General features: G+C 35.2%; 21 protein-coding genes, 1 tRNA gene and 1 pseudogene. 12 read left to right on the forward strand and 11 right to left on the reverse strand.

Annotation, left to right across the window (positions count from 1 at the left end; genetic code table 11):
• Positions 1-28 precede the first annotated feature (28 nt).
• Positions 29-6,064 carry an alpha-2-macroglobulin family protein gene (locus GA0061081_RS03345; protein WP_091347052.1) on the forward strand — a complete coding sequence of 2,012 codons (6,036 nt, stop codon included), beginning with the start codon at positions 29-31 and terminating at the stop codon, positions 6,062-6,064.
• Between the two features lie 10 nt (positions 6,065-6,074).
• On the opposite strand, the gene GA0061081_RS03350 is transcribed toward GA0061081_RS03345, so the two are convergent.
• The 5 genes from GA0061081_RS03350 to hemA all read right to left on the reverse strand — a co-directional run bounded on the left by GA0061081_RS03350 (position 6,075) and on the right by hemA (position 8,689).
• Complete coding sequence (locus GA0061081_RS03350) at positions 6,075-6,329, reverse strand: hypothetical protein (protein WP_091347053.1); 255 nt, start codon at positions 6,327-6,329, stop codon at positions 6,075-6,077.
• Between the two features lie 252 nt (positions 6,330-6,581).
• A tRNA-Leu gene (locus GA0061081_RS03355) sits at positions 6,582-6,668 on the reverse strand.
• Positions 6,669-6,766: 98 nt separating this feature from the next.
• Complete coding sequence (locus tag GA0061081_RS03360; RefSeq protein ID WP_091347055.1) at positions 6,767-7,009, reverse strand: zinc ribbon domain-containing protein; 243 nt, start codon at positions 7,007-7,009, stop codon at positions 6,767-6,769.
• A 120-nt stretch (positions 7,010-7,129) separates the two neighbouring features.
• Complete coding sequence (locus tag GA0061081_RS03365) at positions 7,130-7,381, reverse strand: DUF1289 domain-containing protein (RefSeq protein ID WP_091347057.1); 252 nt, start codon at positions 7,379-7,381, stop codon at positions 7,130-7,132.
• 36 nt (positions 7,382-7,417) lie between these two features.
• Complete coding sequence (hemA, locus tag GA0061081_RS03370) at positions 7,418-8,689, reverse strand: glutamyl-tRNA reductase (RefSeq protein ID WP_091347059.1); 1,272 nt, start codon at positions 8,687-8,689, stop codon at positions 7,418-7,420.
• 191 nt (positions 8,690-8,880) lie between these two features.
• Here hemA and lolB point away from each other — a divergent pair, with 191 nt between their 5' ends.
• The 6 genes and pseudogenes from lolB to GA0061081_RS03400 all read left to right on the forward strand — a co-directional run bounded on the left by lolB (position 8,881) and on the right by GA0061081_RS03400 (position 14,806).
• Positions 8,881-9,501 (forward strand): lipoprotein insertase outer membrane protein LolB, encoded by a 621-nt coding sequence (gene lolB / locus GA0061081_RS03375; RefSeq protein WP_091347061.1) that lies wholly within the window; start codon positions 8,881-8,883, stop codon positions 9,499-9,501.
• 12 nt (positions 9,502-9,513) lie between these two features.
• Positions 9,514-10,353 (forward strand): 4-(cytidine 5'-diphospho)-2-C-methyl-D-erythritol kinase, encoded by an 840-nt coding sequence (gene ispE / locus GA0061081_RS03380; protein WP_091347063.1) that lies wholly within the window; start codon positions 9,514-9,516, stop codon positions 10,351-10,353.
• Positions 10,354-10,531: 178 nt separating this feature from the next.
• Positions 10,532-11,592, forward strand: a pseudogene (locus tag GA0061081_RS11310) (bifunctional transcriptional activator/DNA repair enzyme AdaA).
• Positions 11,593-11,773: 181 nt separating this feature from the next.
• Complete coding sequence (apt, locus tag GA0061081_RS03390; protein WP_091347065.1) at positions 11,774-12,325, forward strand: adenine phosphoribosyltransferase; 552 nt, start codon at positions 11,774-11,776, stop codon at positions 12,323-12,325.
• A gap of 260 nt (positions 12,326-12,585) precedes the next feature.
• Positions 12,586-13,356 (forward strand): dimethylargininase, encoded by a 771-nt coding sequence (gene ddaH / locus GA0061081_RS03395; protein ID WP_091347067.1) that lies wholly within the window; start codon positions 12,586-12,588, stop codon positions 13,354-13,356.
• A gap of 49 nt (positions 13,357-13,405) precedes the next feature.
• Complete coding sequence (locus tag GA0061081_RS03400; protein WP_085247989.1) at positions 13,406-14,806, forward strand: basic amino acid/polyamine antiporter; 1,401 nt, start codon at positions 13,406-13,408, stop codon at positions 14,804-14,806.
• A 227-nt stretch (positions 14,807-15,033) separates the two neighbouring features.
• On the opposite strand, the gene GA0061081_RS03405 is transcribed toward GA0061081_RS03400, so the two are convergent.
• Together GA0061081_RS03405 and nfi are read right to left on the reverse strand one after the other, a co-directional pair.
• Positions 15,034-15,780, reverse strand: coding sequence for a tRNA1(Val) (adenine(37)-N6)-methyltransferase (locus GA0061081_RS03405; RefSeq protein WP_167349290.1), 747 nt, complete (start codon positions 15,778-15,780; stop codon positions 15,034-15,036).
• Complete coding sequence (gene nfi, locus GA0061081_RS03410; protein WP_425337780.1) at positions 15,770-16,435, reverse strand: deoxyribonuclease V; 666 nt, start codon at positions 16,433-16,435, stop codon at positions 15,770-15,772. The genes GA0061081_RS03405 and nfi overlap by 11 nt, the downstream gene beginning before the upstream one ends.
• Before the next feature lie 60 nt (positions 16,436-16,495).
• Here nfi and GA0061081_RS03415 point away from each other — a divergent pair, with 60 nt between their 5' ends.
• Genes GA0061081_RS03415 through GA0061081_RS03425 form a run of 3 tightly spaced genes read left to right on the forward strand, consistent with a single transcriptional unit; the run spans position 16,496 to position 17,604 of the window.
• Entirely contained in the window at positions 16,496-17,077 is a 582-nt protein-coding gene (locus GA0061081_RS03415) for an IMPACT family protein (protein ID WP_091347074.1), read from the forward strand.
• A gap of 50 nt (positions 17,078-17,127) precedes the next feature.
• Complete coding sequence (locus tag GA0061081_RS03420; protein WP_091347076.1) at positions 17,128-17,343, forward strand: EexN family lipoprotein; 216 nt, start codon at positions 17,128-17,130, stop codon at positions 17,341-17,343.
• A gap of 39 nt (positions 17,344-17,382) precedes the next feature.
• Positions 17,383-17,604: an EexN family lipoprotein gene (locus GA0061081_RS03425; RefSeq protein ID WP_091347078.1), complete on the forward strand. Its 222-nt coding sequence runs from the start codon at positions 17,383-17,385 to the stop codon at positions 17,602-17,604.
• A 199-nt stretch (positions 17,605-17,803) separates the two neighbouring features.
• Here GA0061081_RS03425 and GA0061081_RS03430 read toward each other — a convergent pair whose 3' ends face one another.
• A complete protein-coding gene (locus GA0061081_RS03430) occupies positions 17,804-19,246 on the reverse strand; it encodes a hypothetical protein (RefSeq protein ID WP_141683324.1) in 1,443 nt (480 codons plus the stop codon).
• Positions 19,247-20,120: 874 nt separating this feature from the next.
• Between GA0061081_RS03430 and GA0061081_RS03440 the strand changes: the two genes are divergently transcribed.
• Together GA0061081_RS03440 and GA0061081_RS03445 are read left to right on the forward strand one after the other, a co-directional pair.
• Positions 20,121-20,615 (forward strand): GNAT family N-acetyltransferase, encoded by a 495-nt coding sequence (locus GA0061081_RS03440; RefSeq protein WP_091347083.1) that lies wholly within the window; start codon positions 20,121-20,123, stop codon positions 20,613-20,615.
• A gap of 43 nt (positions 20,616-20,658) precedes the next feature.
• Positions 20,659-21,390 (forward strand): rhomboid family intramembrane serine protease, encoded by a 732-nt coding sequence (locus GA0061081_RS03445; protein ID WP_091347086.1) that lies wholly within the window; start codon positions 20,659-20,661, stop codon positions 21,388-21,390.
• Between the two features lie 58 nt (positions 21,391-21,448).
• On the opposite strand, the gene lolE is transcribed toward GA0061081_RS03445, so the two are convergent.
• From lolE to lolC, 3 genes are read right to left on the reverse strand one after another with little or no spacing between them, the layout of a single operon-like run.
• On the reverse strand, positions 21,449-22,687 hold the full coding sequence (gene lolE / locus GA0061081_RS03450; protein WP_091347088.1) for a lipoprotein-releasing ABC transporter permease subunit LolE: 1,239 nt from the start codon (positions 22,685-22,687) through the stop codon (positions 21,449-21,451).
• Positions 22,688-22,700: 13 nt separating this feature from the next.
• Entirely contained in the window at positions 22,701-23,405 is a 705-nt protein-coding gene (lolD, locus tag GA0061081_RS03455) for a lipoprotein-releasing ABC transporter ATP-binding protein LolD (RefSeq protein WP_091347090.1), read from the reverse strand.
• Positions 23,398-24,600: a lipoprotein-releasing ABC transporter permease subunit LolC gene (gene lolC, locus GA0061081_RS03460; RefSeq protein ID WP_091347251.1), complete on the reverse strand. Its 1,203-nt coding sequence runs from the start codon at positions 24,598-24,600 to the stop codon at positions 23,398-23,400. Before lolC ends, lolD begins: the two co-directional genes overlap by 8 nt.
• Positions 24,601-24,658 lie beyond the last annotated feature (58 nt).

Below are 24,658 nucleotides of genomic sequence, written 5' to 3' on the forward strand. Positions count from 1 at the left end.
ATCTTTATATGAGGAATAGGAATAAATAATGGAATTACTAAAATTAATCTTGCAACTGCCTTTCTATATTTTGCAAAAGGCTTGGGAAATAATCAGTTATTTTCTGCTTTTTTTATTAATTTTAGCAAAAGGATTTTTTTGGTTATTTAGTCCAATTATCGGTGATATAAAATGGTCAACACCAGATTGGTTACCTAATGCAAAAAGATTTTACTATGCAGTAGGTTCTACATTAAAAAAAATAAAAACTTTAATTGGTACAAGTATTATTTTGGGATTTATTGCTTACTTTTCTGGTAATTACGCCTATCATTGGTATTTAAATCGTCCAAAACCGATTGAACCAGCACCTGTAGTAATAAATACCTATTCAGCTGAATTAACCCCACCAAGTACAAGTGACGGTATAATATATATCCAATTCATCGGTGCTAAACGCCCACCAATTCCTCTAGAATCAATCAACAAAGATGAAATAACAGAAGGTATTACCATTTCACCAAACATTGAGGGGAAATGGACATGGTCAAATGATTCAATAATAAGATTCATACCAAAAGAGAGAAAGTGGCCACTTGGTATCGAATATACAGTCATATTGGATAAGTCAAAATTATTTGCTGAAAACAACGAACTAGAAAAAAATAGTGCAACCTTATCCTTTATTTCTCCTGATTTCGAATATAAGTTCAAAAATCGAGGTGAGCTTTATTCCAATCCTACAGAAACTAATGTTAGGAATGTCATAAATACAGTCAAATTTAGTCATCCTGTTGATAAGCAAAGTTTTGAAAAAAATATTGTTTTATCACTTTATGAAAAAGACAATAAATATGACAGTTTTTACGAAAAAAACTATGATAAATTCTTAAACCATGTCGATTTTACTATAACCTATGGTGATAATGACAAAATTGCATATATAAAGAGTGCACCTATTCCCTTACTTGATAAAGAAGGTTATTTAAAAATGACAATTAACAAGGGGGTTATGTCAGCTGTAGGTGGTAGCGCAATGAATTACGATATAAATAATAATGTAACTGTACCCGATAAATATCATTTAAGCGTTACAAAAACAGAGCTTACATTGGTCGAAAAAAGCAACGAAAAAATACAGCAGGTATTAGTATTATCATTAAGTCATGCAGTAAGATCTGAAGATGTATCAAAAGCAATCAAAGTTTGGCAATTACCTGAAAATAAAAATGGTTCGTATAATGAAAAATATAACAATAGCACTTCTGGTAGATACGAAATAAAATATAATGTAACACCAGAAATACTCGAAAAAGCAACACCAATATCAATGAAACCAATTGATACTGAACTTACTTATCAGAATCAAATTAGCTTTGAATTCAAAACCGAACAAAACTCAAAATTATATATTGAGGTTAATCAACCTTTATCTTCTCAAGAAGGGTATTTTTTAAAACAAGATTATCAGACAATATTGACAGTTCCTAGTTACCCAACTTATCTTGATTTTGCTGCATCAGGTTCTTTACTATCCTTATCAGGCGAAAAAAAATTACCAATCGTTTCACGTAATTTAGAACAAATGAAGTTAGAAATGGATCGCGTTATTCCTTCACAACTTCAACATCTAGTAGCGTTTAATCAAAGCTACGAATTTAAAGATATGGATTTTGGTGAACTTGATAATGATCATTTTGTTGAAAAATATAGTATAACTAAAGATTTTACAGGAGCTCCAGAGGAAGTAAAATACACCAATGTCGATTTAACTCGTTACTTAACAGCCGATACAAACGGTAATAAAAATCGGGGTGTCTTTTTATTAAGACTTTATGGGAAAAAAACGAAAGATACTCAATATGAGTTCATGGCATCTCGTTTTATTGTTGTGACTGATTTAGGAATTATAGCTAAAAAATCGCTTGATCAATCAAATGATCTATTTATTCAATCAATAAGCTCAGGTGAACCAATTAGTAATGCTAAAGTTTCAGTATTGGGAATGAATGGAATCACTATTACTTCACAAAAAACTGATAGTAACGGCCATGTCCACTTTTCACCATTATCTGAATATTATCAAGGTATTAAACCACTTTTATATGTTGTTGAAAAAGGACGTGATTTATCATTTTTACCAATCAAAAGTTATGAAAGAAATTTAAATTTATCTCGTTTTGATATAGGTGGTATTCGTGAAACCATAGAAGGTGGAGAATTACGTTCACATATTTTTTCAGATAGAGGTATTTATCGTCCAGGTGATACATTCCACATTGGCACCATAGTTCGAGCACAAAATTGGGAAAATTCCTTGGAAGGGATCACTGTAGAAGCAGAAATTTATGATCCAAAATCCAATTTAGTACTAAAACAACCAATTGTACTAGATAAATCAGGATTTAATGAGCTTAGCTATAAAACCAACTATGAGTCCCCTACTGGTGATTGGTATATTAATTTATATTTAAAAAATGATGATGATGAATCTCGGGTATTGTTAGGTTCTAGTTCAATTGTTGTTCGTGAATTTGAACCCGATAAAACAACCGTATCCCTAAAATTATTACCAGAGATAAAAGATGGGTGGTTAAAACCTCAAGATATTCAGGCTGAAATCAAAGCCAAAAACTTATTCGGTACAGATGCTGCTAATCGACGAGTAACAAATACATTGATTCTTGAACCTTCAACCCCTTATTTTAAAAAATATGAGGACTACTATTTTTATCAAAACATTTCAGGGGGAAGAAATAGTTTTAAAGTTGAATTAGATGACAAAACAACAGATGAAAATGGTGTAGTAAAAATCGATCTTAATGAAAATATGCAAAGCTTTGAAGGCAACTATACATTAAGAATGTTAACAGACGTTTTTGAACCAGATAGCGGTCGAAGTGTTGCTGCAACAGCAAGCACCTTTGTATCACCAAATGATTATTTGGTTGGTGCAAAAGCTGATGGTAATTTAAGATACATTAATAAAGATTCGGTTCGTCATCTTGATTTTATAGCTATTAATCCTGCCCTAGAAAAAATAGAGTTATCTGATCTAAAACTTGTTTTAATTGAAGAAAAATATCTTTCAGTATTAGTCAAACAACCTTCGGGGGTTTATAAATACGAGTCACGCCGTAAAGAATCGGTACTATTAGAACAGCCATTTAAGATTAGTTCTGAAAAAACAACATACGAATTAGATAGCAAAAATCCAGGTAATTATATTATCCAAATTAGAAATAAAGACGATGAGTTACTTTACCAAAGCAAATACTCTATTGTGGGTACAGCTAATATTACTCGTGATTTAGATCGTAATGCAGAACTAACATTAAAGATTAAAGATGCACAATATAATCCGGGTGACGAAATAGAGGTTTCAATCACTGCACCATATGTAGGTAGTGGTATTATTACCATTGAACGCGACAAAGTGTATTCTTGGAAATGGTTCCATACAGACACCACAAGCTCAGTACAAAAAATAACACTTCCGAAAGACATTAGTGGCAATGGTTATATTAATGTCCAATTTATTCGTGACCCAAATTCAGATGAAATTTTTATGAGTCCACTTAGTTATGGTGTTATACCATTCAAAATTTCAAATGAGCAATTTAACGATAAAATCGTATTACAAGCACCATCATTAATAAAACCTGGAGATAAACTGCCAATTACGTTACATACAAATACGCCACAAAAAGCGGTTGTATTTGCTGTAGACGAAGGAATTTTACAGGTCTCAAATTATAAACTTAAAGATCCATTGAATAGCTTTTTACGCAAAAAAGCACTATCAGTAAGAACTTCACAAATTTTAGATCTTATATTGCCAGAATTTCGTCATTTGTTGACAGCTTCCGCTCCTGGTGGTGATGGTGATAATGATGATGTATTATCAAATCATTTAAATCCATTTAAACGCAAAGTAGACGAACCTGTATCCTATTGGTCAGGTATTATTGATGTAGATGGCGATAAAACCTTTGAATATAAAGTGCCTGATTATTTTAATGGCAAAATTCGTATCATGGCTGTATCGGTTGGTGATAAAACAATGGGACATACTCAAATGTCAACAACTGTACATAATGATATTGTTTTACAACCTAATGCCCCATATTTTGCTGCACCAGATGATGAGTTTGAAGTGTCACTAAATGTAACTAATCTGATTGAAAATATTGGAGACAAAGTCATTCCGATCGATATTAAGGTTTCAACATCCCCTAACCTATCAATTATTGGCGACAGTAACAAAGCTATTGAATTAGCTAATGGCAAAACTGGAGTTTTAAAATTTAATTTTAAGGCAACCGACAAACTTGGTAATAGCGATCTTCACTTTTCAGCCAACTATAATGATATTACAATCACACGTGATGTTAGCCTTTCAATAAGGCCATTAACTGAATACAGATTAATCACAAAAATGGGAAGAATGGAAGATCATAAACAAACGTTTACTGATTTTAGAAACATGTATAGTAACTTAAGTAAACGAGAAGCTGCCGCATCTTATTCACCATTTATACTAAGTAAAGGCCTAAGCACCTATTTACAAGACTACCCACACTATTGTTCAGAACAGATTGTAAGTCGAGCAATTCCTGCTTTAATAGCGAGTAAATATCGTGATTTTGATCTGGCTTCGAAAGAAGGGATAGCACCATTATCAGAACTATTCCAAGTGTTGCAATCTCGTCAAAATAGTGAGGGTGCAATTGGTTTATGGTACTCAACTTACAATGTTAATCCTTTTATTACATTATATGCAGTAAACTTTATGCTTGAAGCAAAAGAAATGGGCTATAAAGTACCTAAAAAAATGCTTGATAATGCTAATAAATATCTGCAAACAATTGCTGTATCTAGAGATAATAGTACTTATGGTTTAAGAGTCCGTGCTTATGCTATCTATTTATTAACAAGGCAAAATAAAGTAACAACAAGCTATTTAGCCTCTACCATGAGCGATCTTAATCGAAAAGAAGATTCATGGAAAAAAGATATAACGGCAATGTATTTAGCTTCATCTTATAAAATGTTAAAAATGGATAAAGAGGCAAATAAATTAATCAAACCTGTTTGGCAACAATTAGAAGCTGCATATGATCGTGCTTGGTGGCTAAACAACTATTATGATCCACTAGTCGTTAATGCAGGAAAAATCTATTTAATCGGCAAACATTTTCCTGAAAAAGTAAAAGATATTCCTGCGCAAGCATTAGAAAATATGGTTATCATGCTGAATGAACAAAAATATACTACTCAATCATCAGCAATGACAATATTGGCTTTAAGTAGTTATTCGCAGAGCATTGAACAATCAAATTTATCTAAAGATACCCTTCAAATTAATGCAATATCAAAAGATGGAGAAAAACAAAGAATTATTGCAAGTTTAAATGGAATTTTGACTAAAGGTAGGTTTAATGTTCAAGATACGCAATTAAACATAACTAATAAATCAAGCTTACCTGTTTGGTATATGTTTTCTGAACAAGGTTATGACAAAGATATCCCTAAAGAGCCAATTAAAGAGGGGCTTGAAGTATATCGTGAATTTACTGATCTTGATGGCAAACCTGTTGAACAAGTCAAACTTGGCGATAAAATTAACGTAACAGTTAGAATCCGAGCACTAGCAGATGAAGGTGCAACTAATATTGCCATTGTTGATTTACTACCAGGTGGTTTTGAAGTAGTACAACAACCAATAGATTCTCAGGAAGACGATTCTGACGAATATATTCAAGATAATGAAGAATACGATGACTATGAAGAAGATGATTATGAAGAAGGTGATTATGATGAAAATTATGGTTGGGTTTCACCAATTGGTATAAAAACAGGAAAACATACTTGGTATCCTGAATATACAGATGTACGTGAAGATCGTGTTATTATTTATGGTTCAACTTATAATAATAAAATACAAGAATTTACCTATCAGATCAAAGCAACCAATATAGGAACTTACAGTATTCCTCCTGCATTTGGAGAAGCAATGTATAATCGTGAGATTCAAGCTGTATCAAAAGGTGGACAAAAGATAAGCATCATCCCACAACAATAGTTATTTACAACTAACCATTCACTAAAACGGGCTTATGCCCGTTTTTCAATAAAAGAACCATTATATAGTTACTTTGAGTTGAATTAATTAACCCAGAACTATCAGTTGTTGAAGGTTTTGCTATAAAATTTAACGATTGATTACCGTAAGACAATGTATGCTTACTGTACTCAAATGTATAATTCACACTTGATTTTGCTGGAATGGTTAATTCCTTCACATCAACAATCACTTTAATTTCATTCGGGGTTGGGTTGTCAATCATACGATCAACTAAGCTAGACTAAAAGTTATCTGAACCAAAACAACCAACCAATGTTATATTGCAGACTAGCAACAAAAAATGTTTTATTTTTTCATCGCATTAATTTTTAAAGGTTTTAAAAAGAGCCAGATGTTATCATAAATTTGAAATGAGGTTGGGTCAGTTAATAATAAGCTAAATATAGCAGAATACTGTTTTGGAAGGCTTTATACATAAAAAAACAACTTCAAGCTGAAGTTCTTTTTGTGGACTTGGTGCCAGTGGTCGGACTCGAACCGACACGCTTTTAAGGGCGGCGGATTTTGAATCCGCTGCGTCTACCAATTTCGCCACACTGGCATTAAACGTGTAAATAAGTAAACGTTAGCATTATACTTAGCTTTGCAATATCTGCAACAAGTATTATCGTAAAGTGCTTTATATGCCTAAAAAACAAACTAATATCTAGGTTTCCATGCGGGTAATTTTTTAAGGATTATATAAGCCGTCTGCTTAGCTATTGCATTATCAATATTGTAATTTTTAGCATATTGTAATGTGACTTCATGCCATTTTTCATTAAATGTTTTCATTGTGCCATCTTTATGAGCACAATGCTTACAATATCTTTTAGACATATCAAGCAACGGATAATCAGCAATAGCCATCATTGGCATGCCACAAGCAATACACATTTTCATATTCTAAATTCCAATAAAATTAAAAAAGTGACTCAATAATTGCCATCTTTATACGTATAAAAAATCCTACTCTTAGTTACACAAGATTACAATATACAATTAAAAAGAGATAAATAGATTTCAAAAATTAAGATCAAATTGTGATGTAAGTGGATCTAATTGTGGTTGTGGTTGCTGTGATAATAAATAACGGCGCCTTGCTGCCCGTTGTTTGCATAAACGCAAAACATCTTGCTTTTGACTATCACTCAAAGTTAACCACTTAAAGCGTTCGTCTCTTGAGCGATAGCAGGTAATACAATAGCCTTGTTTATCAGTTTCACAAACTCGTTTACAAGGGCTTGGAATATCAAAAAATTCAATCTGATCCAATTTATTCCTCGTTTTTTAGACAAAGCGATATATTTACTAATGTTCTTTTAAGCCCAAACCTTTACTAAGCACTTTGAAACAGTCATCACAATCATGTGTAGCGGCATGGAGTAATGTTTGAGTCGGTGCGTGGATTAATTTATTGGTTAAACGATGGGAAAACTCAGCAAAAACATCGTCAATATTAGCACCCTGCTTGATAGCATTTAAAGCTTTTATTTGTAATTCACGCTTAATACTTTCCGCATTACTACGATACTGCTTAACATAAGCAACTGCATGTCTAGTTTTAATCCAATCAATGAAATGTTCAGCTTGTTCTTGAATAAGATATTGTGCTTCTTTAGCGGCAATAGCGCGTTGCTCTAAATTACTTTCAACCGTTTTTTGTAAGTCATCAATAGTGTAAAGATGCACATTATCAAGCTGATTAACCTCTTCCTCAACATCGCGAGGCACTGCTAAATCAATAAACAGCATTTGACGGTAATTCCTAGCGTGTAAAGTGCGTTCAACCATCCCTTTACCTATGATAGGTAAAGGGCTTGCTGTTGAACTAATCACAATATCAACATCTTTAAGTCGATTAGCAATATCAGGCAATGAAATGATTTCTGCATCAATACCAGCCGCAAGTTTTAATGCCTTTTCACGGGTACGATTGGCAATAATCACGTGATTAAACCCATGCGGTTTTAAGTAGCGAGAGATAAGTTCTATCGTTTCCCCTGCTCCAACAAGCATAATATTTAAATGAGAAGTATCAACAAAAAGATTGCGAGCAACTAAACAAGCGGCATAGGCAACAGATGCTGTATTAGCACCAATATTAGTTTCACTGCGGACAATTTTTGCTACATGAAACACGGTTTGAAATAGTTTTTTTAATTGGACGGATAAACAGTTTTGTTTTTGAGCAAAACTATATGCCTGCTTAACTTGTCCTAAAATTTGTGGCTCACCAATGATCATTGAGTCCAAACCGCTAGCAACCGACATCAAATGCTCAACAGCGTGTTGGTCGTCATACCAATAGAGTGAGTCTTGATATAACTCAATATCAAGATCATGAAATTGCCCCAACCAACTTTCTACAGACTGTTTTAATCTAAGATAGTCAGTTTGATGCTCATAACTCAAATAAATTTCTGTTCGATTGCAGGTAGACAAAATGACACATCCTTCAACCAAAGGATGTTGGTATAGGCTGTATAGCGCTTTATCGACAATCTCAGTAGGAAAAGCAAGTCTCTCCCTTAAAGCGACTGGCGCAGTTTTATGATTAACACCAAAAATTGTAATGGACATTGCATCGCTTCTTTTTTGAAGGTTATATATTGATATAATTATTTTATTTATATTAAACGAGCTCTAAACCTATATTATACATAAAAAAAGAATAAAGATTAATTTACATAGTTACTTTTTCTTATTCAGATAATTATCGGTTATAATACACTCATCGTTGACAACAAACACTAACAACTAAGAGTTACTTCATGTCTAAAATCAAATATGCTTTTATTATCGTGTTATCTTTATTTATTGCCGCTTGCCAATCAACTAAATCACAAAATTCAACTTCAGTTGAGCAACAATGGCAAGCTCACCAACAGAATCTACAACAAATAAATGCGTTTCAAGTAAACGGCAGTATTGCTTATATGAGTAATAAGTCTCGTAATTATGGTCGATTTTTAATTACCCAACAGTCAACAGATAATTACGAAGTCAAATTAACCACCCCCGTTGGTACCAATATTTTAAGCTTAAAAGCCGAGCCTAATTATGCACAACTGATTGATAAAAATGGTGAAAGTTATCAAGATGTCAACGTTGAAAATCTAATGAAAAAAATCTCTAACGTAAATATACCATTAAATTCTTTACATAATTGGTTAAAAGGATTTTCAGACAACAATAATGCTGACAAATTAGACAATTCAGGGCGCTTAATATCAACCGTCTTTATGCAAGGCAATAATAAATGGGCATTAAAAATTTCCAGTTATACAAATTATACCTATAAAAATAAAGAAATTTATTTACCTACAATCATTGAACTTACCCATGATGATGTAGTGGTTCGATTAAAAATTAGCAACTGGGTTTTACGATAACGGATAATATTTATGAAACAATGGTTATCACCCGCTAAATTAAATTTATTCTTATATATTACAGGCCGTCGTGCTGATAATTATCATAACCTACAAACGCTGTTTCAATTTGTAGATTATTGTGACATTTTGACCTTTACAGTCCGTCAAGATGACAACATAAAATTATTAACACCATTTGCTAACATTCCCGACGATAAGAATTTAATTACGATCGCCGCAGAACGATTAAAGTCGTATGCTAACAAAAAAAATATTGGTGTAGATATTACAATTAATAAAAAAATCCCAATGGGTGGTGGACTAGGCGGTGCTTCTTCCAATGCAGCCACTGTATTAGTCGCACTAAATCAGTTATGGCAACTGAACTTATCGACTGACGAATTAATTGAAATAGGTCAAACAATCGGGGCTGATGTGCCAATTTTTATTTATGGACATGCTGCTTTTGCTGAAGGCATTGGTGATCAATTCCAAAGCATCGATATTCCTGAACACTGGTACCTAGTCGCCTACCCCAATATTGAAATATCAACAGCAAAAGTCTTTAACGACCCAAAACTATGCCGTGATACGCCCAAGCTCAGTATGCAAGAACTTATCACTTTACCGTTTGATCAGTTTAAAAACGATTGTGAAAATGTAGTACGCGAGCGTTATCCTGAAGTTGGTAAACTCATAACTTACTTATCACAATTCGCTCCTAGTAGATTAACAGGTACTGGGGCTTGTGTTTTTACACAGTGTGAATCAGAGCAGCAAGCATTGGACATTCAAGGCAAACTTAAAACACTATCAGTCAATAGTTTTGTAGCAAAATCATTAAACAATTCACCATTATACAAAAAGTAAATAAAAAGAACTTAACCAACACATCATTAATTGGTTAAGTTTTTTTATTCTAACGTCTTTATTTATGACAAATTTTCAATATAAAAAATAGTTGTCGTTTTTTCGGTTGCAGCCGCTACTATATTATTTAATATGCATACTAATTATTAGATGTAATAAAATTAAGGCTTAAAAAATTATGGTTATTAGTAATGCGGACAAAATAAGAGAATATTATCAAGCTTTACTCACAAAAGATCAAAAATATGTGGGAATCTTTTATGCAGGGGTTAAAACGACATCAGTATTTTGTATTGCGACTTGCAGAGCAAGAAAACCAAAATTTGAAAATGTTGAATTTTTTAATACATTTAAAGCTGCACTTGATGCAGGATATCGACCTTGTAAAATTTGCAAACCAACTGAAAATGCTAATGAAGCACCTATTGACGTTACTAAAGCCGTCACATTAATTACAGAAAATCCTAAAACAAAAGTATCAGATACCATATTAAAAAAACATCAAATAAGCCCTGAAATGGTAAGACGCTGGTTCAAAAAACATTATGGAATCACCTTCCAAACTTATCAAAGGATGTACCGAATTAACCAAGCTTTTCAAGAGCTTAAAGTCAAAAAAATGTTATTAATACTGCTTATAATACGGGGTATGAATCTTTAAGTGGTTTTGGATATACCTATAAAAAAATCATCAAAAACACGCCACTAGAAAGTATCAATCAAGACATTATTTTAATTAATCGTTTAACAACGCCATTAGGGCCCATGTTTGTATGTTCTACCAATCAAGGGATTTGCTTATTAGAATTTGTAGATAGAAGAATGCTAGAAACTGAATTCGAACAACTACAAAAACAGCTAAAAATGAAAATTATTTTTGGTGATAATAACCATATAAAACAGACAAAAAAAGAAATTGAAGAATATTTCCAAGGGAAAAGGCAACATTTTAATATCAAATTGCATACACCAGGAACAGATTTTCAAAACAACGTTTGGGATTGTTTAAAACAAATTCCTTACGGAAAACTAACCACCTATAAACAACAAGCAGAAAAGATTAATAATCCACAGGCTATACGTGCAGTGGCAAGTGCAAATGGATTTAATCGAGTTGCGATTATTGTACCTTGTCACCGAGTCATTGGCTCAAATGGCGAATTAATGGGATATGGTGGAGGCTTAGAGCGAAAACGTTGGTTAATTGAACACGAAAAAAAATATTCAAATCAAAACTAAATGTATTTACCTCAAACAAACTGTGTGAATATTGTATTTATTTGTAAAAAAAAGTAAAAAAAACAAGTCAACGATTCTATTTTACTGCGATATTGTCTTTTGTTTATTGCCATGCCAAACGACGAGAGTATATAATGAAAAATTGTCCATTCTTATAGAAATGATATAGAGAACATTTAATATGACTCAATTACAAGAAAAACTCGCACTAATTAAAAATAGTATTATCACCATACCCGATTACCCTAAAAAAGGGATTCTATTTCGTGATATTACTAGCCTGCTTGAAGATCCTGTTGCATTTCGATCTTCGGTTGAGCTATTAATCGATCACTATAGAGATAAAAAAATAGATAAAGTGGTTGGCACCGAAGCGCGTGGGTTTATCTTTGCAGCTCCAATTGCATTAGCATTAAATGTTGGTTTTGTGCCAGTAAGAAAACCAAATAAGTTACCGCGTCACGTATTTAGAGAGGAATATCAATTAGAATATGGTACTGATACACTCGAAATTCACTCAGATGCTATTAATCCCGGTGAACGCGTATTAATTATCGATGACTTATTAGCAACTGGCGGTACAGTTGCAGCAACAGCAAAATTGATACAAAAAGCAGGCGGCATTGCTGAAGATGCAGCTTTTGTAATTAATTTACCCACTTTAGAGGGTAAAACTAAACTCACTGATATGGGAATTAATTGTTTTACATTAGTGGATTTTGAAGGTGAATAACCCATCTATTTAAAAAACATTTTTTTAGGGGTAATTTATATTACCCTTTTTATATATCCTCTATCACTTCTATACCGCTGTATAATCATCAATCGATAATTTACTCACAATATCCGCAACAATTTAGAATCAACAATAATTCAACGCCAACACCATAAAAACAAAGTTGAATAAAAAATCAAATTTAAACTTGATTTAGTCCATTTAGTGAATTATTATTCAAAAATACAGCATAATTATAAAACAAAAGTGAGTTAAAAATGAAAAAATTTAGTCATATTATTGCAAGAACACCAGCTAAATCACTAATCAACGGTTTAACATCAGCTAACTTGGGTAAACCGGATTATCAAAAAGCCTTAGATCAGCACAACAATTACATCCGAGCATTACAACTGTGCGATGTTGATATCACAATTTTACCCGCCGATGAACGCTTTCCAGATTCGGTATTTGTTGAAGATGCAGTCCTTTGTACGCCATATTGTGCCATTATTACAAGACCGGGAGCCGAAAGCCGCAGAGAAGAAACTGAAATTATTGCTGATACCATCGAAAGATTTTATCCAAATAAAGTGGAAAGAATTAACGCACCTGGTACAGTTGAAGCGGGCGATATAATGATGGTTGAAAACCACTACTACATTGGCTTATCGGCTCGAACCAACCAAGCTGGTGCTAACCAAATGATAGCTATTTTAGAAAAGTACGGATTAACTGGCTCAGTAGTTAAGCTCGAAAAAGTGTTACATCTAAAAACGGGTCTTGCTTATTTAGAGAATAACAACTTATTAGCAGCAGGCGAATTTATCACTAAACCCGAATTCCAACACCTTAATATTATTGAAATCCCTGAGCAAGAAAGTTATGCGGCTAACTGCATATGGGTTAACGACCGCGTTATTATGCCTGCAGGCTACCCAATCACAAAAGGTAAAATTGCAAAGCTTGGTTACCAAGTTATCGAAGTGGATACCTCTGAATATCGAAAAATAGATGGTGGCGTAAGTTGCATGTCATTACGATTTTAAAATGATTGAATGAAAACCTACTAATACTCAACTTAACAATAAGCGAACTATGAATACACCAATACAAAAAAAGCTAGGCATACTTCCCCTTACTCTATTAGTTGTTGGCAGTATTGTAGGAAGTGGAATTTTTAGCCTACCGCAAAACATGGCCGAAGGGTCAGGGACTGCAGGGATTTTAATTGCATGGACAATAACCCTTTTAGGCATGTTCATGCTAACACGGGTATTTCAATATTTATCGATCCGATTTTACAAAATCAATGATGGATTATACGGCTATGTACGAGAAGGATTTGGCGATTATATCGGCTTTAATGCAGCATGGGGATACTGGATATCGGCATGGATGTCGTGTACTAGCTACTTAGTTATTTTATTTAGCGCATTAGGATCTTTTGATAGCTTAAACTTCTTTGGTCATGGCACCACATTACCGGCAGTTATTGCAGCTATTTTATTGTTATGGATAGTACATTATTTTGTATTGAAAGGAATATATCGCGCCTTTTTATTAAATTGTTTAGTTACATTAGCTAAAATTGTGCCTATTGGTTTATTTATTGTTTGTGTTAGCCTCGCCTTTAAAATCTCGACATTTAAGATCGACTTTTGGGGAACACCGCAATTAGGATCAATTATTGATCAAGTTGAAAACACCATGCTTTATACCGTTTGGGTCTATTTAGGAATTGAAAGCGCAACGGTTTATGCCAAAAGAGCCAAAAATATTATCAGTATTAGTCGCGCAACCTTTTTTGGCTTTGCCATTACCAGTTTATTACTTATTTGCGTATCTGTGTTATCGCTTGGCATTGTGCCACAGCAAGAACTGGCACAAATGAAAAACCCATCAATGGCCTTAGTCATTGAACGTGTCATTGGTAGTTGGGGGGCGACCTTGATCAACATCGGCTTAATCGTATCGGTCAGTGGAGGATTATTATCGTGGCTAATGCTAGCTGCCGAAATGCTATTTTTAAGCGGTCAAGGCAAACAGCACACGGTGCCAAGTTGCTTTGGTAAACTCAACAAAGCGGGTACACCTTCCAACGCATTATGGTTAACAACAAGCTTAATAACGGTATTAATTATCCTTGCTCATTTCAATCAATCGGGCTACAACACCTTAATCCAGTTATCAACATCAATGGTGCTGATCCCCTACTTGCTTTCGGCACTTTTTGTTTTCAAATTGGCTATTCAACAAGGCAAAGCCTATTTAATTATGATTGGCGCTTTAGGATCGATTTATGGAGTATGGTTGATTTATGCTGGTGGTACAACTTATTTATTACTTTCCATGATACTCTATAGTGTAGGACTATGTTTTTATCTCTATGCCAGAAAGGAACGATCTTTACCAGCATTTAGTTACTTACACGACAAAGTGTATGCTATTGCAATTATCCTATTAGCTGTCATCGCTATTTTATACTTCTTGATCTGATCATATTTAGTCGAGGCTTTTTGACAATCTCAAAAAGCCTCATATGAGCAAAAAATAAAAATATATAAAAGGAATACAAGCGACTTAAATAATAAATTATATTTGTATATAACATTAATTTTATGCTTTAACTTTTGAGGATGAAAATTTCTTTTATCAAGATTTATTACTTACTATTAAATAAATTAGATTCACTATGAAATTAAAAATAAGTAAGCATCTAAGCGTTATTTTCGAAACAGATAAAAATCAGCTAACAACCGTCTAAACTCTTGTGAATAACGTCCATCATCATCTCGCATACACAATTCCTGCGAATTAATCTTATTAGACTGAATTAATGAAAAAGCCATCAACGACAACGAAAAGCCTTTATCTGCACTATATCTAACATTCATCAATTGGTGTAAATATAACTGATTAGATTCACATAATAACCTAAACTGATTGGATAAATGATAAGGCAAAACTAAACAAAATTGACCTGCCGGGTTTAATAAACGCTTAACCGTGTCAATAAGCTGTTGAAAGTTTAAACTTTCGGTATAGCGTGCTAATTGCCTTTGCGGATTACGACAATCAATGGCGGATTCAAAATAAGGGGGATTGGTCACAATCAAATCATAGCCCACGGCATGACTTGGCTCAAATTGATTAATATCGATATTAATCGCATTAACCGAGGTAAACCCAGCTTGTTGGCTATTTTGCTGGCATTGTGCCACTGCCTGCACATCAATATCAATCGCATCAATTTGACAATGATTATGTTCTAATCGCTGGGCTAACATCAACGCAATTACGCCACAACCACAGCCAATATCCAGTATTTTTTGCGGAACAGAACGAATGGGCGCCCATGCGCCTAACAAACAACTATCGGTTGTTACCTTCATTGGACTTTTGTCATGCCCAACAAAAAAACGTTTAAAGGTAAAGCCACCTTTTTTTAATGGTAATGGATTATTGTGCATGTTTAAAATTTTTAAACAAAGGTTTATTTGACGCAATCGCATCAGCCCAGCGAGTGGGTTCAGGCAAGCGATAGCCACGCAAACATAAATTAACCCATTTTAAAGCACTATCTTGACTCACTCGGTGACCGGCCGAAATAAATAAAGGATTGCAATTATTTTTACTGCATAGCACCCAACCTATCTGCTCTTGCTTATCTTGCAAAGGTGTGACACTACCCGCTTGTTTTGGTAATGATTCATACTGACCACACAACTTTTTTTTAGCCACTCCAATCGTTGGCATATCTAGCAACAAACCTAAATGACTAGCAATACCTAAACGTCGAGGGTGAGCAACACCTTGCCCATCAACGAACAATAAATCGGGTTTCTGAGTTACCTGCTGCCATGCCTCGATCAATGCGGGATACTCACGAAAAGATAAATAACCGGGAATATAAGGAAACTGCGTTTTTATTCGAGCAATATGGTATTCAACAACTTTAAAATCAGGATAAGTAAGAACAACAATTGCAGCTTTAGTCACATGACCATCATCCTCAAAGCCTACATCGGTTCCACCAATAAATTTAACCGACTGACAAAACGCATCGGTTAATATAACTTGTTTTGCTAACGTCTGTTGTGTTTGCCTTAATTGTTCTAAATTAATAGACATTTTGATTCTGTTCAGTATTATTATCCACAATAAATTGATTTTACCAGAATTAGCATGCCATATACATTAGCAAATCCCGTTGAACTAACAGAAGAAATAAAAAAAAGCCGCTTTATTGTCAATGCTGCGCCAGTTACAACAGCCGAACAAGCCACCGACTTTATTAACCAAATCAGTGATCCCAACGCTACTCACAACTGCTGGGCATGGAAGATTGGACAACAATATCGATTTAACGACGACGGCGAACCCACCAGCACTGCCGGTCGCCCTATCCTTTCGGCCATTGAAGGGCAAGATTGTGACCAAGTGGTTGTGGTGGTAACTCGCTACTTTGGCGGTATAAAGCTGGGTACTGGCGGGTTAATTCGTGCTTATGGTGGTTCGGCTAGCCACTGCTTGCAACAAGCTGAGCTGATTGAACTTATTGCCCGTATTCCGTTGCAATTTCACTGCTATTATAGTGAATGGCCAATTATTGAAAATCGTCTAAAGGAGCTTGATGCCATTATTGAAAATCAAGAGTTTGATGCTGAAGGTGTCAAAGTCACAACAGGCATAACACAAGATAAATCGCAATTACTGCAAAAAAATATCAGCGACATCACCCGTGGACGCGTTATTATTGAGTTGTAAAAAACAATACTATATAATCAAATAATTAACTAACAACCATAAGGAATTATATGAAAAAAATACTAATATTGATTACTGCCGTGTTTTTATTCGGATGTAACGAAAAGACTTATACAGTAGAAGATTTTAAAAATAATAAAGAACTACTAGATGAATACCGTAAAAAATGTGAGAACGGTGAAATAGATGGTGATAGTTTAAATTGTCAAAATTCTCATAAAGCAATTATTTCAAAAAATAGAGTTGGTAATGCAAGCTGGAATTAATACAAATTTTAGTATTAACTAGCAACCATAAGGAATTATATGAAAAAAATACTAATATTGATTACTGCCATGTTTTTATTCGGATGTAACGAAAAGATTTATACAGTAGAAGATTTTAAAAATAATAAAGAACTACTAGATGAATACCGCAAAAAATGTAAAAACGGTGAAATAGATGGTGACAGTTTAAATTGTCAAAATTCTCACAAAGCAATGATTGGACTTAGTAGACCAACTAATACTGGAAAATGGACTGATTAATTTAAATGAATAAAAGCCACTCATGTGGCTTTTAAAATTTCAATATGTAGAATAAATTTTATTAATTAACTTCAACAGCACGAAGCATGCAGTCCTAGCCGACTCAGCGCCCAAAGCGGGACTGTTTGTTGCTATATTATCCTCTATTAGCACCGTAACCACCTCTGCGGTCCAAGGATTAAGGACTAAGATATAAAAGCTAAGGTGTGGTGCAAATAGAGGAATAGGTGTTGTAGCCTATCCTGCCGTCGGACGAGGGGGTGCCGACGCTTTGGTCCCTGAGGATCACGATGCCCCAGTTAAAAAGAAGAGAGGAGGCCTTAGATTCATTCAGCCAGAAGGAGTAGCCGAAGTCGCTATTATGGTAGAATTCCATATTGCCCCACTCCGAGAAAAAACCAGCTCCGATATGACGCATGTAATAATTACCAGATGACCTAGGCGTGGCGCCATCTATACCATTTTGACATGGGAAATTAGTATTATCAACACCACACTTTGAGTTAGTTAAATCCCTGAGCCGTGCTACACGATAACCCAAACGACTACACCAAGACATCATTTCGTCAGACCAAAAATACCCTTTATTCCCCCGACTTACGAACCACTTCTGTAAGACAAATCCATACCTCACCTCACGACCATCACCATCCCTACCCACCAACTCAAACTTCTGTGGCAAAGATGGACGTTCAAGTGGACTAGGATTAGCTGACTGTTGTTGAGTATAAGTCGCCACAGGACCGCTTAACCATACCCTTGTTACATAACTGGATTTATCAGTAATCCATTTATCGTAGCTACTGCTTCGGCTTGGTCGCACCCAACGCACATCTGCCCTTATACGACCACTAGTGTTAACAGTCCAACTCAACTGGCTTCCATCCACTCCTGCAGGCATCTCTAAGTCAAAATACCCCCCATTAGTACCCGTTGTAGGAAAATTTTGGCCATAAGATGATGAACGCGTTGACTGAGTTAAAAAACCCTTTGTAGGATTCCATATGTTAGATGGACCGGCATATTGAGGACGATATTGACGGCCAGTAGTACCACCATATAACAAATTCGGCCTTACCGACTGCACAAAAAAGAAACAATTTTCATTTGGACTGAAATAATAAGTCTCTCTGTCATTAGTGGTTGAAAATACACGACGATTTGGCACGCCATACTGTGTAGTTAAACTACCACCATCAGAGCTAAGACCTATTGTTAACTGATAAGGCGCCTTACATGCATCTAATGTATCATTAAGACGTACAGTATCTCCATTCTTATCATGTAACGAAAGCCATAAAGTCCCTGTCGCCGTTACACCTCCATCTCCATCATCATCTCCCCAATAATGATAACGATTGACTAAATCATTTAAACTCAAATAAGTGGTCGATGGTGGAAAAATAGTCTTTATATCACCCAAAGTACGCCATGTTGATAATACTATTGGATTTGTCCTACTTGATGTATTCGTTGACGGCGAGACCTTTACACCATGAGGCAACGTAATGGTGAGCAACGATTCAAGGTCTGTTACCTTGGTTTGGCCTCCATCAGATGTTAAATACGGCCCACTACCCTCAATAACCCTTGAGGTTTGCGCTGTTAAGGCCTGTGCACCAAATGAACACAACCAAAACAATAACGCCGCAATGCATAACGAAGACCTTAATAAGAACGATAAAAGATTGAAACTCTGCCTCGACAACAACCCTACCGATAAACTCGGCGAGTTCACTAAACTAGATGATTTCGGTGATAAAAATAAGAATGGAGTCTGATTTTGACTACGATGATATTGAAAAAGATTTAGGGCGTAGGTTTGGCAGGCCAGATGCCAGATGCCAGATGCCGATTATGATAGCGCATTTCGATTATCCTGTCAAGTAAATTTTTGTTTTATTTGAATTTTTTATAATTGACCGCTCAACTAATGAGCACTCCCTTGCTTTAAAAGCGCTTAAATTATAGTCGGTTGATTAATAATGCGCTAGTTTTTTTGTTAAAAATTTGTAAAGTTTTGTTAAAGGCTGCGTCAATCTACGTTGGTATACTGCTAGAAGCTGGTTTTGGGTGGTGTTTTTCGCCTAAAAACCACAGAATAAAAACTTCAATAAAATCAATACCTTTCCTGACCGATTTTTGGCAAAAAATAAAGTACTTTTTGTTATATGTGATTAGAATTAATTAAGTGTGTAGGTTTCGGAAGTTTGCTTTGGGTGTTCAAAGTAACTACCGTGATCACGTCCGATCTAAGCGGATTAGCAAATCTTCTGAGCAATCATCCTGCGCTTGACTGCAGATTGATAAAAAGGGTTAAATGAATTTTTGTTTTTTTGACAATGAGCAAATTTAATCATTAAAAACAGCCATATAATTAATTGATTTTATTTTTATTTTTAGTTTAATAATAAACCATTGTTACGCTGTGTTTTCTTCATGATAAAAATATCCCTTATTGCCTACATTCAATAATAAAATTACAATAATTTCTTTTAACCACTTACAGCAAAAACATGATCACTTACCACAATGCTACGTTAGAAGATTTACCATTTATTGTCGATGTCTATAATTCAACAATTGCTAGTCGTCAAGTGACTGCTGATACGGTACCTGTTTCTGTTGAAAGCCGATTAGAATGGTTTTACCAGCATAACCCTCAAAATCGTCCGCTTTGGTTAATTAAATATCAAGATCAACCTTGTGGTTGGATCAGTTTATCTTCGTTTTATGGGCGCCCTGCTTTTTATAAAACGGTTGAGATTAGCTTATATCTTGATCAGGATTTTCGAGGTAAAAAAATTGGTCAATTTATGGTAGATAAAATTGAACAATTTGCAAAACAAGCAGGAATTGAGGCAATTTTTAGTTATGTGTTTCGACATAATTTACCCAGTGTTAATTTATTTAAAAAAATGCAGTACCAACAATGGGGGCTTCTTCCAAAAATTGCTGAATTGGATAATGTTCAGCGTGATTTAGTAATATTGGGTAAACGATTAGATTAACCCGCCTATTACCAATAAATTCAACTATTCAAAAGGAATTTTAATGAGCACCTTAAATGATATTAAATATTACGCCAGTCAATCTAAAATCACCACGGCGCTAGTAGTAATCAACATTCTGTGTTTTTTTGCATTTCGGCTACTTGATAGCCGTGGGTTTTCGCCACTAAATGAAAATCGCTTTTTAATTGATTGGGGTGCCGATATTGCGGAGCTAACTTTTTCTGGCCAGTATTGGCGGATGTTTACTAATTTATTTATGCATGTCAGTTTTACGCATTTAGCCATGAATATGCTGGCATTATGGAGCACTGGACCAATTTTAGAAAAGCGCATTCCCGCCATGGCTTTTTTAGGTATTTATCTTTTTTCAGGCTTAGTTGGAAGCTTATCAAGTGATATTGCAACTATCAATCACAATGTGATTAGCTGTGGGGCATCGGGGGCAATTTTAGGGATTATTACCGCTTTACTAGCTTATTGTTTGGTGTTTAAAACCAATATACAAGAAATGCCAGTCAAAGCAATGCTAGTTAGTTTGGTATTAACTGCAGGATTAGGCTTATTACCTTCAATCGATAATATGGCACATATCGGTGGCGCTTGCGCTGGGTTTGTGCTTGGTGGGCTGATTTCGTTATGCCTTAAAACATTCAAATACCCAAGTAAGCTAAGTTGGCTTATTATTAGCCTTGTATTTATTGTCACTGCATTGGGGATCTATGCACAATATATGCGCTATGCTTTACCTAGTGGTTATTACGTCTATTATTAACAATAAAAAGGCGCTGATTATCATCAATCAGCGCCTTTTTTATGCAAACTTGATACGACTAAAAGCTATTTAAAATCCGTGCAGGATCGATTTTACAAGCCCGTTTAGCTGGATAGTAACTAGCAATTAAGCTGAGTAACATAGCGGTAATAAACACTATTACTACATCAAATAGATGGATTTCAGAGGGTAAAAAGTCGATAAAATAGATATTACTATTTAGGATTTTATGCCCCAGCAATGACTCAACTCCACCCATAATATTCGACAGTTGCCAAGACAATATCACACCTAAAACAACACCCATTAAGCTACCAATTAATCCTGATATCACACCATACCAAATAAAGATATGCCGAATTAATTGATTAGTTGCACCTAGCGTTTTTAATATGGCGATATCTCGCTGTTTGTCTTTGACGGCAATGACAAGCGTTGACACAATGTTAAAACAAGCCACGCCAATCACTACAATCATGGCTAAATACATGATTTGCCGGATCATTTGAATATCGCGATACATAAAGCCAAAGGTCTGTTCCCAACTATTAAATGTTAGGGGTTCATCAAGGGCTAATACAGCCTGCCCTATAAGATTATTAGCTTGATAGACATCATTCACATTGACCATAATGCCTGTAACACTATCGCCCATACTTAGAAGTTTTTGTGCATCGGTTAAGGGGATCAATGCAATATTGTTACTTAAACTACCGCTTAACTCTAAAATGCCCACCACTTGCAAACGAACGCGTTTAGGCGGTTTGAGTTGGTTTGGCCCACTCGATACAGGAATTAATAAAGAAACCCATCCCCCTTCATTTATCGACAAGCTCTTAGCTAGCCCAGCTCCAATAATCACTTGCTGGCTATCGGGCTTAAACTCTTGCCATTTATTATTCAGGACATAATTAGGCAGTGCGCTAACTTGCACTTCTTGTTCGGGATCTAGCCCTTGTACTTGTACTGCGGCTAGTTTGCTGCCGTTTTCGATTAATCCGGTAAAATTAACAAACGGTAAGGCCGATACAATATGGCTATTACTTTTGAGTTCTTGTTGAATATGTTGCCAATTATCTAAATTGCCGTATTCAGGATATAGTTGCCCATGTGGCACCACAGATAAAACCCGATTATGTAACTCGCGCTCGAAGCCGTTCATGGCGCTTAACCCTATAATTAAAGCGGCAATGCCAATGGCGATACTGAGTGTTGAAATGATCGAAATCAACGATACCATACCACTTTTACGGCGACCTTTACGGAATTTAATGGCGGTAATTAAAGATAAATTCATACTAATTACCTATTCATTGATTATCTGATGATGAGTTATCAGATAGTTGCCCATCTCTCATCACCATTTGTTTATCAAGCTTATTAGCGAGCTCAAGATCATGCGTCACCACCAAGAACGCAGTGCCATGTTCGCGATTTAGTTTAATAAGTAAATCAAAAATCGCATCAGCAGTTGATTTATCAAGGTTTCCTGTTGGCTCATCAGCCATGACTAGTGCAGGGTTATTAATTAACGCACGCCCAATTGCCACACGCTGACGCTCACCGCCTGATAGCTCAGATGGACGATGATTAGCTCGTTTAGCCAAATTAACCGATTCAAGCATCGCCATGGCACGTTTTTTTGCTTCATTTGGGGATACACCACCAATTAATAATGGCATTGCGACATTTTCTAGCGCTGTAAAATCGGGCAATAAATGATGGAATTGATAAACGAAGCCGATTTCTTGATTACGTAGCTGCGCCTTTTCGACCTCGGATAATTGGTTAAGTTGTTTGGACTTAAACATAATTTCGCCCGAAGTGGGTTTATCAAGCCCACCTAATAGATGTAATAACGTGCTTTTACCTGATCCTGAACTACCAATAATGGCGAGTAATGATTTTGGGTAGATATCAAACGAGACATTTTTTAACACCTCGGTCACCATTTTGCCTTCGTTATAGGTTTTATAAAGGTTCTTGGCGCTTAGAAGTATTTGTGGATTATTCATAACGTAAAGCCTCGGCTGGTTGTATATTGGCTGCACGATATGCAGGATAAATAGTTGAAATTAGCGATAACATAAGCAATCCAATAATAATAAAAACAACTTGTGTTGGCTCAACCAATGATGGCAATTGAATGCCAGCAAACGATAAACCAAGCACTTGCATAATTTCGTTTAGATAACAAGCAAGTAACAGGCCAAATGCACTACCTAATAACGTGCCAATTACCCCTGAACTTGCTCCTTGAATAATAAAAATCAGCATGATTTTAAAACGAGACAAGCCCTGCGTCTTCAAAATCGCAACTTCGCCTTGTTTTTCCATAACGAGTAAACTTAGCGAGGTGATAATGTTAAAAGCGGCAACAATGACAATTAAACTAATCAATAAGCCCATAACATTTTTTTCCATTTTAATCGCTTGAAACAGCTCACCACGTTTAACACGCCAATCATTAAAAACTAACCCGTCTGGTAATGGAGTATTTGTTACAGAAGCGATATCAAGCGGTTTATCTAAAAATAAACGCCAACTTGTTATCATATTAGCAGGGTAACGTAACAAATTCCGAGCATCGGACTGATGAACATAAATTAGAGATTGATTAATATCATGATTAACTGAAAATAGCCCAACAATATTAAATAAGCGCTGTGAAGGAATGCGTCCAACAGGCGTAATTTGACTAGCATCTGTCACCATTAAGCGAATTTTGTCGCCAACGGTTACGCCTAATTGATTGGCTAATGTTTGCCCAATAATGACATTATACTGCCCTGCCTGCAAGTCCAAAACAGAACCACTATAGATATAATCATTGATTGGGTCATTATCTTCTGGCGTAATACCCATTAAGGTGCTCACAGTGATACTTTGCTCACTTTGCAAAACCACATCACCAGTAACTAAAGGGCTTATATGATTAACGCCTTGAATATGGATAAACTGTTCACGAGTAACAACATTAGGATCAATACGCCCCTGTGGAGTTGTGATCTGCGCTTGAGGTAGAAACTTCAAAATACTACCTTGCATTTGATCTTCAAGCCCATTCATGACCGATAAAACGACAATCAAGCCAATGGAACCAAGCATAATCCCAATCATCGACAACCATGACACAAAGCGACCAAACCCATCCGTTTTTTGCCCATACACATAGCGCAAACCAATAAAAAAGACTAATGGACGAAATATCTTTGACATAAACGTATATATTACCTAAAACTTTTTGACAAAGTTCTGCTAGTTAATT

This window comes from Gilliamella bombicola (assembly GCF_900094945.1).
Lineage (GTDB): Bacteria > Pseudomonadota > Gammaproteobacteria > Enterobacterales > Orbaceae > Gilliamella > Gilliamella bombicola.